The organism is Microcystis sp. (assembly GCF_048564745.1).
Taxonomy (GTDB): Bacteria; Cyanobacteriota; Cyanobacteriia; order Cyanobacteriales; family Microcystaceae; genus Microcystis; species Microcystis ichthyoblabe_A.
In genome coordinates this window covers 1-12,246 of the sequence record NZ_JBLZRT010000093.1, presented here as the reverse complement: position 1 = coordinate 12,246, position 12,246 = coordinate 1, and the positions used below count along the sequence as shown (strand labels likewise).

Sequence of the window (12,246 nt, the reverse complement as noted above, 5' to 3'; positions counted from 1 at the left end):
TGCGAAGGTTACATGATATCAGCCAGACTTGGAAACTATCTCATCAAATTAGTCCCCCCATAGAACCCCCTTGAGCCATCTTGCACACTTTTCTCTTTTTGTCAAATTTTATGTTAAGAAAGATGTGACTAATGGATAGCTTATCAAGGGGGGAAGGGGGGATCAAACCTAAAATCCATTTTTAATTTAATTATAACCAGCTACTTAGTTTGGCTCTAGGTTTTAAAAACTCCACACAAGAAGATTCCTATCACAAATCAGCAACCCCAGAAATCTATTATGACCGCACAAACCCCGCTATTGCTCTCCGTTCTCTACGAGGAAGATTTTGTTCTCTGGACAGAAAAAACCGCCGAACTTTTAAAGCGAAAAGAGTTTGACGGAGTGGACTGGGAAAATCTGATCGAGGAAGTGGAGTGCATGGGGAGAAGCGAGCGCCAGGCCGTCGAAAGTTTATTAACTCAACTATTGATTCATCTTTTAAAACTGAGTTATTGGACAACGGAAAGAGAACGAAACGCGCGTCATTGGCTGGGAGAGATAGCCACTTTTCGAGTGCAACTGAAAAAAAAGATCAAAACCCCAACGCTAAAAAATCATGCCATTAATTCCTTTGGGGAGGCCTATTCAGACGCAAGACAAACCCTAATTGATGGGAGAATTGTCGATAAAAATATAATTCCCCTAGAGTCTATATTCACTCTCGAACAAGTATTAGACGGGGATTGGTTCCCCATCGATATCTCACCTTTTTTTACGGAAAGTTGAGAGCCACTGATAGTTAGTTCGAGGTTATCTCAAAATAATCTGGAGGACGAGCTTTTCCCTCATGTCTGACGTTTATCTAATTGCTGGCCCCAATGGTTCCGGGAAAACCACCGTCGCTAAAAAAATTTTACCCAACTTTTTAGGCGTTATCGAGTACGTTAACGCCGATGAAATTGCCGCCGGACTCTCACCTTTTAATCCTGAGTCGGTTGCTATCCAAGCAGGACGGTTGATGTTAGAAAGACTGATAACACTGAAGTGCCAAGGAATAGATTTTGCCTTTGAAAGCACCCTGGCAGCCCGACATTTTGCCCGTTTTTTGAGAGACTGTCGCAGTTCTGGCTATAGGCTCAATCTTATTTATTTTTGGCTACAAAGTCCACAATTAGCTTTAGAGAGAGTTCACAGAAGGGTAGCCAGTGGCGGTCATAATATTCCTGAAGATGTGGTTCGTCGTCGTTATGAGCGGGGACGTATTAACCTCATGCAGTTGTATTTACCTTTATGCGATACTTGGGTGATCTATGATAATTCTGGGGATGAGCCGCACTTAGTTGCTGCGTTAGGATTTAATCAACCTCCTATTATTTATAACCCAGACACCTTCCGAATCATTACCAGAAACTAAAATGAATGAACCCACCTTAACGGAACTGCATCAGAAAATCGATACAGGTGTTAGAGTCGCAATCGCAGAAGCAATTGAGAGACACCGCCTCTTAGGAGAGTCTATCAGCATTTTCAAAGATGGCCAAATTGTCACCTTAACAGCCGCCCAAATTCCGCCAAAACTTGCCAAAAAAACGGAAGTGTAAAAAATTGGTTGACTGTCTCAAATTTCACTATTCATAGAAACAGTTTCACCTATCCGAGGGATTTATATAGGGCTTGCTGAATAAATGTGAAATATAGACGAGGTAAGGGTTTTAGGGTTCTGTTTTGCTCTCACGGGTGCAAGATTTTGAGAGAATCTTCGTTTAAAACCTTGCGTCTTCATCGGCCCGTGTCCTGTAGGGGCGAAGCATTCGGGCAATAACCTATCAGTGAAACCGTAGATTTTCTATCCGAATGCTTCGCCCGTACTTTTTCAGCAGACCCTATATAGATGTCGGTTTTAGCAAATTCCCGTTACGAAAATCAAAACTACATAGTATAATAGTACTGTTCTTTACCTTTCGAGGTATAAATTATGTTAACAGAAAATCAAAAAAACCTTTTACGATGGATAGTCAAAGAAGTACGGGCTGGTCATCTTCCCGAGGGCAATATTTTGTGGGGTTGTCAGGTTTTCAACGGCCCTAGTTGGCCAAATTACACGGGTTCTGATAGCTGTCCTGAGGTCGAATTCTCAGAGCTCGCTACATTACAAGACCATCGTTATATTAAGTGGCAAAGAATAGCCTCGGATGAATACAAGGGCGCTCTAAGAGGAGAAGCTTATGAAGCGGTTGATTCTAACTTTGCTGAACCCGCCATCAGCAGCCAAAAGGTTTACGCGAAAAACTATTACAACCATGTAGAAACTATGACAGAAAATAAAGGAAACGTCAACATCAGCGGCGTACAGGGAAACGTGAGCGGAATTGCCGCCGCAGGCGAAAACCAAACCATGACCGGGGTTGCACTCGGACAAATTAGCGGTGTGGTCACGAACAGCATCGGTCAACTGCAATCGACGAATACCCCTGAAGCAACTCAACTGGCCACACTGCTCGAACAGCTTCAATCTGCGATCAAAAATGAATCCCACCTAGCGCCGGAAGATAAAGCGGAGGCGATGGAACAGGTCAAAACCCTGGCAGAAGCAGGACAGAAACCCGAAGATAATGCACTCCAAAAAGCGGCAAAAACTGCTTTGAAAATTCTCAAAGGAACGATTGCTGGTTTGCCCGATGCTGCCAAACTGGCCGAGTCATGTGCAAAACTGCTCCCCGCAATCGCTACTTTGCTATCACTTTCTTAGATTGGCTAAATCTCCCCCAATCTCTTTACTGTTGCCTCTTGCCCCTTGCATGAGTGCCTCATCTCAACAAGCAATTCAAATGCGCGGGCAGCTTAATTGTCTTCTAGCTTCGTAGAGGATGACAGCAGTAGCGATCGCAACATTTAAAGATTCCACACCACCAAAGAGGGGAATTTTCACCGTTTCATCGGCTAAAGCCGCTAATTGGGGCGATAAACCGGCTCCTTCATTGCCTAATAATATTAAAGTCGGACGGGTAAAATCAATCTCCCAGTGGTTTTTGGTGGCTGTGGGTAAAGTCGCGATCGCTTTTACCCCCTGTGCTTGATATTTTTTCACTAAAGCCGATAAATCCGATTCTACCACCAGGGGCGATCGAAACCATTCCCCCGCCGAACTGCGGATCACTTTGGGGTTATCGATTTCGACGCTATCGAGACTTAACCAGATACCCTGTACCTCTGTAGCCACGGCAGTGCGGATAATAGTGCCGAGATTACCCGGATCCTGCAATCTTTCCAAAACTAAGCCCAATTGTAGCGGATTTTGGGGGACTGGATGAAGGTGATCACGGGCAATAGTGGTAATCACACCATCGGGATTAACCGTTGTCGCTAGGGAAGCGAGGACTTCCGGGGAAACTATCTCGACTCGTTTCGCCTGATTTTGAAGCTTCTCCGCTAATTCTCCCTGTCTTTGCTGCCACTTTTCAGTATAACAAACCGTTTCTAGGGAACAATTCAGGGCTAAAGCCGTCTCTAGTAAGTGCGTTCCCTCAATTAAGGACAAATTCTGCTCCTGTCGCTCTCTAGTGCGGTGTAGCTTGCGAATTTGCTTGATTAAAGGGTTTTGAACACTGCTAATCATAGCCAATCGGATTTTTCACCCCGCTAGGGCTGCCCTAAATAACTACGTTTTGAGGGAGATAATGCGGAACTCGGGACTTGAACCCGAAAGTCTTTGCAGACACTAGAACCTGAATCTAGCGCGTCTACCAATTCCGCCAGTTCCGCGTTTTTCTTTCACAATCTTTTATTATACTATCGGACAATCCATAAGTCAAGATAGTTCAGATAATTAAGACAAAAATCGTTTTTCGGGGTAGAATCACCGATAATTCGTTCAAAAATCTGATAAGATGCAGTCTAATTTTACCGAAGCTTTCCTTAGCCAAGACTCCCAACCAAGATAAATGAATCATCCTATGACCATCGATACCGAGCATCCCTATTTAGAAATTCAAGGTCGTCACTCTCTCAAGGGTGAAGTTAAGATCAGTGGTGCCAAAAATGCCGCTCTAGTGATTATGGCGGGTGCTTTACTCTGCTCCGACGAGTGCCAGATTGGTAATGTACCTGCCCTGGCCGATATCGAGCGGATGAGTCAAATTCTCTCGGCTTTGGGCGTGCAAGTCCGTCGCACCGGAGATAGACTAGAGATTGATGGCAGAGACCTCAAACAAGCTCAAGCGCCCTACGATCTCGTCTCCCAGTTGCGGGCCAGTTTTTTTGCCATTGGACCGATTTTAGCCCGTTTAGGAGAAGCAAAAGTTCCCCTCCCCGGCGGCTGCGCCATTGGGGCCAGACCAGTGGATCTGCACGTTAGAGGCCTACAGTCAATGGGTGCAGATGTATTAATTGACGGCGGCATGGTACACGCCCGCGTTAAGGGTAATGGTCGTCTGAAAGGGGCGAATATTTATCTGGATTATCCCAGTGTGGGAGCGACGGAAACCCTAATGATGGCGGCGACTTTAGCAGAAGGGGAAACCATTCTCGGCAATGCAGCCCAGGAGCCGGAGGTGATTGATTTAGCCGATTTTTGTGTTTCCATGGGGGCAAAAATTCGCGGTGCTGGGACCAATACAATTGTCATCGAGGGAGTTTCCCGTCTGCACAGTACCGATTACAGTATCATTCCCGATCGCATTGAAGCCGGGACTTTACTGATAGCCGGGGCGATTACCCGCTCAGAAATTAGTCTTTATCCCGTGATTCCCAGCCATTTAGCTTCGGTAATTGCCAAACTGCACGAAATCGGTCCGGAAGTGGTGGAAGATGGACCCAATCGTCTGCGGATTATCCCTAGAGACTTAAAAGCCACCGATATCGAAACCCTGCCCTATCCCGGTTTTCCCACGGATATGCAGGCCCAATTTATGGCTCTGTTAACTTTAACCGAGGGCAGTAGCGTGGTTAATGAGACGGTTTTTGAAAATCGTCTGCGTCATGTGGCCGAATTAAAGCGTCTGGGAGCAGATATCAAGGTCAAAGGAAATGTGGCTTTAGTGCGCGGTGTGCCTTTCCTCTCCGGAGCGCCGGTGATGGCCACGGATCTACGCGCTTCGGCAGCTTTGGTGGTGGCAGGATTGGCAGCCCAGGGGACTACTATTGTGCAGGGACTCCATCACCTCGATCGAGGTTATGATAATTTAGAGGGTAAATTAAGAGCATTAGGGGCAAATTTACGCCGGGTTGATCCTTTAGCCTTAGAATTGGCTACCCTGACCCAATCTTAACAGGATGATTAGTTATCGCTGTTCTATCAGTGTTGAGAATTCCCGTGAGCAACAATATAGGACAGCGTTAATCGTGCTTGGTTGTTCTATATTGACGGAACCTTTCATCAGCGATCGCATTTACCAAATCTTAGCCATTACTAATACAAACCCCGGCAATTCTGGATCACCACTAATGGTTTCAGGAGCATTTAAAATCTCCGGTTCTCGATAGGGACGATAAATATAGACTTGGCGATTTTGGCGATCTATTAACCAACCCAATAAAGTACCATTGGCAATATATTCCTCCATCTTTTTCTGCAAACTGGATACCGTATCACTAGCAGAACGTAATTCAATCACAAAATCGGGACAGATGGGGGCAAAAGAGGTTTTTTGTTTTTCTGTTAAAGCATTCCAGCGTTCTAATTTAATCCAAGCAGCATCCGGTGAACGAGTCGCACCATTGGGCAGCGTAAAACCCGCACTAGAATCAAACCCAAGCCCCGTCCCATCTAGTTCTGACCAACTCCCCAGTTGCACAGCTATATTAAGATTGCGATTACCCGTATCTGAAAAAGCAGGAGGCATAACGATCACTTCTCCACTAGCACTGCGTTCAATGCGTAAATCTCGATTGGCTAAACAAAATTCATAAAACTGCTCCTCCGTCATCGGCATAATCCAAGGAAGATCAATCATCAAAGGAGCCGAGGTCGCTTGCACAAGTAGTGTCGTCATCGTTTACCCCCACTCAAGAATTACATGAGTTAACAACTGAATGCCCTTCAATCTTAACTTAGCTCTTGTCATCGGCATTATTGACTACTAAAAGATAGAAGGAGATCGCTCTTAAAGTTGCCAAAGAAGCCTGACGGAGAGGAATGTAAATATTTATAAAAATGTAGCTTAAAATACAGTTATAAAGACAAAAGTGTGTATTTTCCTTTTATTGTCCGTCTTTTCAGAAAAAGAAACCACAAAAGTCTCCTAATACCATCAATAAAATCCGACAATTTCCCTTCATTAATTGGAGGGGTTTTTATCAGTTGTCATACTAAATCCGTTGAGTAACGCACAGAAAACGGGTTTCTCCGAGAAACCCGTTTTCTATTAATGCTTGGGGATAGTTTTTCCTAGCTTAGGGGGAGTGAAAGTTTAATTTTCCCTGAATCTTTCTAACAGTTCTGAGCGAGATAAATTAGCCAGAGAAAGAAGTAACCCGGTGCGTTCCGAGATAGGAAGTTGGGCAATCTGTTCCACCAGACCAGATAATTCTGCATCTAGGCTGCCAAAACGTCCTTCCAGAAGACTGGTTATCAGGGAATACCGTTCTTCTAAACTGCCTCGTTGTATCCCTTCTTGCATCCCTTCTTGTATCCCTCGTTGTATCCCTTCTTGTATCCCTTCTTGTTTCCACTCTTCTCGTTGTTGTAAATAAGCTGGTGATAAGTTCATGATGTCCTCCTGTTCTTCGGCACTTAAATTATCTCTTAATTCCAAACTCTTGCGCCAGTTGGCCAGAATTTCCAGTAAATTCTCTTGGAAAGGATTACCTTCAGGCAATTGCACTAATTCTTCTACTGCTCGTTTCTGTGTCCCTCCTTTCCCTAGCACCCTCAACCATAAAGTCTCCTCATTGACTGGTAATTGATGGATGGCGACGATTCCTGTTTTGAACAGGCTAGGGGAAAAATAAACTCCTTTTCCCCACTCCTCTTTCATCCCCTCTTCTGGTAGGAATGAAGGGGGGATTCCCACGACTTCTTCAATCATTCTCGCTGAAAAAGTAGGCGTTAAAATCCAGAGAACTGGTAGTTCAGCTTCGGTTAGAGTTTTGCTTGTCCTTTTCGCCTTCCTTAAGACTTCGCCATGAACCGCATATAACTTTGAGATGCAGCTGCGAATCTCTACCTCCGAGGGTGGGTTACGGAAAGGTTCAAATAAGCAGCAAGTCGCCGTCATTTTACCGAGTATGCCCAAGGGTAATTCAGTCCTTGATGCTGAACTGTCTGGTTCAAACCAGACATCGATTTCTTGAACTTCACTCTTGACTTTCTTGCTCTTTTTAATCGTCCCTAGAGACGCTAAGAGTTCTTCTAAATATTCCTTGGCAAATTGGTCGTGAATTTGGCGCGTCATTGCAGGGGATAATTAAGCCGAGAAAGTGCATTAACAATCTTGTTAGATCATAGCAAGTTTTGAGAATTTATCTTTTTAATCAACAGCACCAGTGTGCGAACCAATCGGATCTCTTATTCTTTGTGTAACAAGTTTAACTTATATAATAGCGATCGGTCTTTGTGTTCTTTGTGTCTCTGTGGTTCTTCACACTCATTGCTTAAAGGCCCCTTCTCAAGTTCCCAGAGCTTAGTCACCAATATTCCGAAAGTGACAGAAAAGGGATAATCTTGCGATCAATTGCCCAAAATAAAGGCTAGAATCGAAATATAGTATCGATCGCTACGGATTTTTCATGAATTACAGAAAATTTTGCTTGGCTTTTTTGCTGTCCCTTATCCTCATCAACACCGGATTAGTTATGCCTAGTTACGCAAACGAAAGAGAATTGAGGACAATTACCGTAACGGGAGAAGGAATAGAAAATATCGCCACTTCTCAAGCAATAGTGCGCTTAGGGGTAGAAGTTCAAGGCAAAGAAGCGGGTAAGGTGCAGCGGGAAACCGCCACTCGTAGCGATGCGGTGGTTAAATTTCTCCGTTCCCGTCAAGTGGAAAAATTGGAAACCACCGGCATTAGTTTACAGCCCAATTACGACTTCAGCAACAATCAAAGACGTTTAATCGGTTATATCGGGGCTAATTTGATTAGTTTTCAGATTGATATAGCCCAAGCGGGTATTTTAATCGATGAAGCGGTGAAAGTCGGGGCAACACGCATCGATGGGGTCAGTTTTACTGCTGGGGAATCAGCGATCGCAGCTGCCCAAAGAACCGCTCTCATCAAAGCCACGGAACAAGCTAGAGAACAGGCCACAATCGTGTTACAAGCCCTCGGTTTAGTGCCGAAAGAAACGGTTTCTATCCAAGTGGGTAATACCAGTAATCCCGTGCCAATAGCCCGCTCAGAAGCGGTTTTTCGGAGTGCCGATGCTGCCAGTAGCCCGGTTATCGGAGGGGAACAAACCCTGCGCGCTGCTGTCACCCTCGAAATTAGCTATTAAGATAACTTTCAGCTATCAGTTATCAGCCTGGGTTTTTTTTGACCAGAAATCTTGGATACAGGCTGATAAAATCAACGCCGATGTTCGGAAACTCTAGAAAAAACTGTCCCCCTCATCCGTGAATTATCCTAACTTTTTACCCACTGTTAGCGAGGGATTGAGTGAAGATACCTCCCTTGCTCTCCTCGAAAATATCCAACAAATTGCCATCGATAGCCCCATCTATCCTCGATCGATTCTAACTACCTATAGTCAACAAGGGCAAGGTCAACCGCCTTTTCTCCTTCTACACGGTTTTGATAGTTCCCTGCTGGAATTTCGGCGTTTACTACCTTTACTCGCCCAAAATAGGGAAACTTGGGCGATAGATCTGCTCGGCTTCGGTTTTACTGAGCGATACCCAGATTTACAAGTATCTCCGAAAACTATTAAAAGCCATCTTTACCATTTCTGGCAAACTGCGATCGCAGAACCGATAATTTTAGTCGGTGCTTCCATGGGGGGTGCAGTGGCCCTGGATTTCGCCCTCTCCTACCCGGAAATAGTGGCGAAATTAGTCCTGATTGACAGCGCAGGACTAGCTAACCCCCCAGTTTTGGGTAAATTGATGTTTTCTCCCCTCGATAAGTGGGCAACTAATTTTTTAGCCAATCCCCGCGTGCGCCAAAATATCAGTCGTACTGCCTATTTTGATGCAACTTTGGCCACTGTTGATGCTTGCACCTGTGCCAATCTGCACCTGAATTGTCCCCACTGGAGTGAGGCTTTAATCTCCTTTACCAAAAGTGGCGGTTATGGGGCATTTTTGCCGAAATTAAGCCAAATAAACCGAGAAACGCTGATTATTTGGGGAGAAAACGATCAAATTTTAGGCACAAAAGACGCGAAGATATTTCAGCAGGCTTTACCTAATAATCAACTGGTCTGGATTCCTCGCTGTGGTCATGTTCCCCATCTCGAAAAACCGGAACTTACCGCGGCCGCGATAGTTAAATTTGCGAACTAAAAACTTATAATAGGATTATTTGACCCTATAGTGCCAACTTTTATGAAATTTTTGCCGATCGCTCTCGCTACATTCAGCCTTCTGAGTTTATCTGTCAATATTCCCCCTACCGTAGCCACACAACAGCTTTTTTGTCGAGGCCGCATGAATAACGGTTGGTCCTATTCAGCAGAATTTATCAATGGACGTTTTGAGCGCATTCGCTGGACGCGCTCCGGTCAACCTCCCCAAGTTTCTAGCCTTAGTTTTAAAAATACCAACAACAAAGGACAACCGATTTATCGGGGCAGTTTATTCGCCGCAGTCAGTGTCACTCTGATAGACTTATCGAAAGGAGATGTCCGTCCCGGTTCGCAAATTTCCGTGGGAGTGGAAGAATGGGGTTGGTCGCGGGGAAACTGCGGTCTTAACAGATGAACAACTTCGGTGAGAAGGTGAGTTTTATTGGGAGTATCGCGGATTTAATCCGCGACACCTTTAAGCGCGGCAAATATCAAGATGTTATATTGCCTTTCACCGTGTTGCGTCGCCTCGACTGTGTGTTAGAGCCGACCCAAGAGGAGGTCTTGACAACCTACCACCATTACAAAGACAAGCTCGACAACCTCGATCCCCTCCTGTGCAAAAAATCAGGATTTGCCTTCTATAACAGTTGTCCCTACGACTTCGAGAAACTCCTCGATGATCCCAGGCAACTGGGCAATTCGAGGGTCAGTTATCCCGGCGATAACTAACTGGAAATAGTTCAGCATCCCCATAAAATCCAGTTGTTTGACTTCCATTCCCCCGAAACCTACTGTTCAAACCCTTTACTTCATTTTGAAGGGCAAGAGTAAGAATGATTCTGTATTCTGTGTTACCGTTTGCCTTGGGAATTACTGAAAAGCCATTAACCCCTCTTGCCAAAACAGACCACAACCTGATAAGCTGGTTGAGCCAAGGCTTCAGGGAAGAGAATGGGGCGATTTATCCTTAAGAGGGATTGACTTTTACGAAGTTTTATGATTGCTCAACTAGAAAGTCCCCGAAATCTGGTGATTAAGAGTTTTAGCCTGTTGGCTACTGGACTGACTAAGCAGACCTAACAAATTCAACTGTATGATACCGAGTCAAGACATCGGCGAGGCAGTAGATTCAGTCAGAAAAACTGACGCACAAGACTTCTCTAATTTAATGCCTAGACCTGGCTGGTAACAAGTGGCGGGTTTAGGTAGAGGTTGTTTTTGGTATTGAACCCCGATTCTTGTAGTTATTTACCCGTTTCAGTGATTGCCAATAGGGATTTTAAGCCCGTAATTGGTTGAAAATTTCTATTTATTCGCAAAAATCCCCAGTCGCTCCCTGTACTAATCCTAGAGATCGACTTCATGATCAGTAATTTTCCCCAACCAATTCTCTGGAAATCACCTTCCAGGACAATTTAGTTATTTTATGAGTAGCAATGCCTTAACCGATCGTGAACATCTAATCGAACTGTATAATCGAGGTGAACGCAACTTTGCGGAAGTCAGACTTAGCGGAGTCAATTTAAAGAGACAGTGTTTAAACCAGATTAACCTAAGTCATAGTTACTTAAGACAAGCCAATTTAACCGAAGCTTGTTTAATTAACGCTAATTTCAAGGCTGCTGACCTAGAAGAAGTTAATTTAAGCAAAGCTTGTCTTATCGATGCTAACCTGACTAAAGCCGCTCTTTCTGGGGCAAATTTGCACCAAAGTAACCTAAGCGGCGCAATTTTGAGTAATACCATTCTGAAAAAGGCTGATTTAAGTTCTGCCTGTTTAATTCACAGTAGCTTACTTTTTGCCCAACTGTTCAAGGCGAATCTGGAAGCGGCTAATCTCACCTCAGCCACTTTAACCCATGCTATGGTGGGGAAAGCTAATCTAAAACGGGCTATTCTCACTCGTGCTATTCTTAGCTCTGCTAATCTTAGCCATGCTAACTTAAAAGAGGCTAACCTAATTCGAGCCTATCTCTATCAAGCTAATCTGGAAAACTGCCACCTTCAATACGCCGACCTCAGCTATGCCGATTTGCGCGGGGCGGATTTACGCGGGGCGGATTTACGTTATGCTAACCTAGAAGGAGCTAATCTGACGGGAGCTAACCTCAATTGTAGTGATTTTGAGGGCGCTAACTTAACCGGTGCCGATTTAAGCAAAACTGACGCGAATAAAGCCAATTTTCGCCAAGCTAACTTAACCGGTTGTAATCTTCTCGGTGCTAATTTAGCCTCCGCTAACCTTTCCGGTGCTAACCTACACCAAGCCGGATTACTCTTAAGTTATTTAGTGGGAAGCAATCTTAAACGGGCTAATCTCAAACGAGCTAATTTAATCGGGGCGATTTTAACCGAAAATAATCTTCTTTCCGCTTCCCTTGAAGAAACTATTCTTCCTAACGGTAGTCGCGGCAATCTCCTTTCCTAATATTCCTAGAAAAACCTGGTTGTAGAGACTTTTCCGCCAAGATTTCTATAACCGTGGGGTTTTTCTTCGGCAAAAGGGAGAGCCGGAGTTGGGAGTGGGAATTATGAATTATAAATTATATAACTCTTGCAAATTAATTATATGTTATAATGGTTGGTTAACTAATTTTAACCAAAAAATTAGTTAATTAGTACAATAGTTCTAAATGAAAACCTGAAGTTTAACTTTTAACTCAAAACTCTTTAGATATGCTTTAATCTCTTCGGGTCTAATTCCCCGCCGCTCGCGGCGTATAATAGAAAAATGAGTGAATACATCCATAAGAGCCATAATGTAAGTGTTTTGCTATATCATTTAGTGTTCCCAGCCAAATATCGTAAAGCCGTTTTCGA

13 protein-coding genes, 1 tRNA gene and 1 pseudogene are annotated in these 12,246 nt (G+C 44.3%); 11 read left to right on the top strand and 4 right to left on the bottom strand.

Annotated elements, in window-relative coordinates; translation table 11 throughout:
* Nucleotides 1–279: 279 nt before the first annotated feature.
* The 4 genes from ACOCD9_RS11305 to ACOCD9_RS11290 all read left to right on the top strand — a co-directional run bounded on the left by ACOCD9_RS11305 (nt 280) and on the right by ACOCD9_RS11290 (nt 2,731).
* Nucleotides 280–768, top strand: coding sequence for a DUF29 domain-containing protein (locus ACOCD9_RS11305; RefSeq protein WP_287702022.1), 489 nt, complete (start codon nt 280–282; stop codon nt 766–768).
* 61 nt (nt 769–829) lie between these two features.
* On the top strand, nt 830–1,396 hold the full coding sequence (locus ACOCD9_RS11300) for a zeta toxin family protein (RefSeq protein WP_287702024.1): 567 nt from the start codon (nt 830–832) through the stop codon (nt 1,394–1,396).
* 1 nt (nt 1,397) lies between these two features.
* Complete coding sequence (locus tag ACOCD9_RS11295) at nt 1,398–1,583, top strand: hypothetical protein (RefSeq protein WP_287702027.1); 186 nt, start codon at nt 1,398–1,400, stop codon at nt 1,581–1,583.
* 374 nt (nt 1,584–1,957) lie between these two features.
* Nucleotides 1,958–2,731 carry a hypothetical protein gene (locus ACOCD9_RS11290; RefSeq protein WP_287702028.1) on the top strand — a complete coding sequence of 258 codons (774 nt, stop codon included), beginning with the start codon at nt 1,958–1,960 and terminating at the stop codon, nt 2,729–2,731.
* Between the two features lie 75 nt (nt 2,732–2,806).
* Here ACOCD9_RS11290 and ACOCD9_RS11285 read toward each other — a convergent pair whose 3' ends face one another.
* Both ACOCD9_RS11285 and ACOCD9_RS11280 read right to left on the bottom strand, forming a co-directional pair.
* The gene (locus ACOCD9_RS11285) at nt 2,807–3,598 is read right to left on the bottom strand and encodes a TrmH family RNA methyltransferase (protein WP_287702030.1); all 792 of its coding nucleotides are present in this window, start codon (nt 3,596–3,598) and stop codon (nt 2,807–2,809) included.
* A 62-nt stretch (nt 3,599–3,660) separates the two neighbouring features.
* Nucleotides 3,661–3,744, bottom strand: a tRNA-Leu gene (locus tag ACOCD9_RS11280).
* 191 nt (nt 3,745–3,935) lie between these two features.
* Here ACOCD9_RS11280 and murA point away from each other — a divergent pair.
* Nucleotides 3,936–5,249, top strand: coding sequence for a UDP-N-acetylglucosamine 1-carboxyvinyltransferase (gene murA / locus ACOCD9_RS11275; protein WP_419547491.1), 1,314 nt, complete (start codon nt 3,936–3,938; stop codon nt 5,247–5,249).
* A 120-nt stretch (nt 5,250–5,369) separates the two neighbouring features.
* Here the strand turns inward: murA and ACOCD9_RS11270 are convergent, their stop codons facing one another.
* Both ACOCD9_RS11270 and ACOCD9_RS11265 read right to left on the bottom strand, forming a co-directional pair.
* Entirely contained in the window at nt 5,370–5,972 is a 603-nt protein-coding gene (locus ACOCD9_RS11270) for a Uma2 family endonuclease (protein ID WP_419547489.1), read from the bottom strand.
* Between the two features lie 417 nt (nt 5,973–6,389).
* Nucleotides 6,390–7,373: a hypothetical protein gene (locus tag ACOCD9_RS11265; RefSeq protein WP_419547488.1), complete on the bottom strand. Its 984-nt coding sequence runs from the start codon at nt 7,371–7,373 to the stop codon at nt 6,390–6,392.
* A gap of 334 nt (nt 7,374–7,707) precedes the next feature.
* Between ACOCD9_RS11265 and ACOCD9_RS11260 the strand changes: the two genes are divergently transcribed.
* The 6 genes and pseudogenes from ACOCD9_RS11260 to ACOCD9_RS11235 all read left to right on the top strand — a co-directional run.
* Nucleotides 7,708–8,415 carry an SIMPL domain-containing protein gene (locus tag ACOCD9_RS11260; RefSeq protein ID WP_042790756.1) on the top strand — a complete coding sequence of 236 codons (708 nt, stop codon included), beginning with the start codon at nt 7,708–7,710 and terminating at the stop codon, nt 8,413–8,415.
* Between the two features lie 118 nt (nt 8,416–8,533).
* Nucleotides 8,534–9,421: an alpha/beta fold hydrolase gene (locus ACOCD9_RS11255; RefSeq protein WP_419547487.1), complete on the top strand. Its 888-nt coding sequence runs from the start codon at nt 8,534–8,536 to the stop codon at nt 9,419–9,421.
* 42 nt (nt 9,422–9,463) lie between these two features.
* Complete coding sequence (locus ACOCD9_RS11250; protein ID WP_016515882.1) at nt 9,464–9,838, top strand: hypothetical protein; 375 nt, start codon at nt 9,464–9,466, stop codon at nt 9,836–9,838.
* A complete protein-coding gene (locus tag ACOCD9_RS11245; protein WP_419547486.1) occupies nt 9,835–10,155 on the top strand; it encodes a type I restriction-modification system subunit M N-terminal domain-containing protein in 321 nt (106 codons plus the stop codon). Before ACOCD9_RS11250 ends, ACOCD9_RS11245 begins: the two co-directional genes overlap by 4 nt.
* A 697-nt stretch (nt 10,156–10,852) precedes the next feature.
* The gene (locus ACOCD9_RS11240) at nt 10,853–11,854 is read left to right on the top strand and encodes a pentapeptide repeat-containing protein (RefSeq protein WP_419547485.1); all 1,002 of its coding nucleotides are present in this window, start codon (nt 10,853–10,855) and stop codon (nt 11,852–11,854) included.
* 303 nt (nt 11,855–12,157) lie between these two features.
* Nucleotides 12,158–12,246, top strand: a pseudogene (locus ACOCD9_RS11235) (IS200/IS605 family transposase); the annotation flags it as partial.

Bases quoted from the DNA above. Each gene is read 5' to 3' on its own strand.
- ACOCD9_RS11305 (WP_287702022.1), top strand. From the start codon at position 280: ATGACCGCACAAACCCCGCTATTGCTCTCCGTTCTCTACGAGGAAGAT.
- ACOCD9_RS11300 (WP_287702024.1), top strand. From the start codon at position 830: ATGTCTGACGTTTATCTAATTGCTGGCCCCAATGGTTCCGGGAAAACC.
- ACOCD9_RS11295 (WP_287702027.1), top strand. From the start codon at position 1,398: ATGAATGAACCCACCTTAACGGAACTGCATCAGAAAATCGATACAGGT.
- ACOCD9_RS11290 (WP_287702028.1), top strand. From the start codon at position 1,958: ATGTTAACAGAAAATCAAAAAAACCTTTTACGATGGATAGTCAAAGAA.
- ACOCD9_RS11285 (WP_287702030.1), bottom strand. From the start codon at position 3,598: ATGATTAGCAGTGTTCAAAACCCTTTAATCAAGCAAATTCGCAAGCTA.
- murA (WP_419547491.1), top strand. From the start codon at position 3,936: ATGACCATCGATACCGAGCATCCCTATTTAGAAATTCAAGGTCGTCAC.
- ACOCD9_RS11270 (WP_419547489.1), bottom strand. From the start codon at position 5,972: ATGACGACACTACTTGTGCAAGCGACCTCGGCTCCTTTGATGATTGAT.
- ACOCD9_RS11265 (WP_419547488.1), bottom strand. From the start codon at position 7,373: ATGACGCGCCAAATTCACGACCAATTTGCCAAGGAATATTTAGAAGAA.
- ACOCD9_RS11260 (WP_042790756.1), top strand. From the start codon at position 7,708: ATGAATTACAGAAAATTTTGCTTGGCTTTTTTGCTGTCCCTTATCCTC.
- ACOCD9_RS11250 (WP_016515882.1), top strand. From the start codon at position 9,464: ATGAAATTTTTGCCGATCGCTCTCGCTACATTCAGCCTTCTGAGTTTA.
- ACOCD9_RS11245 (WP_419547486.1), top strand. From the start codon at position 9,835: ATGAACAACTTCGGTGAGAAGGTGAGTTTTATTGGGAGTATCGCGGAT.
- ACOCD9_RS11240 (WP_419547485.1), top strand. From the start codon at position 10,853: ATGAGTAGCAATGCCTTAACCGATCGTGAACATCTAATCGAACTGTAT.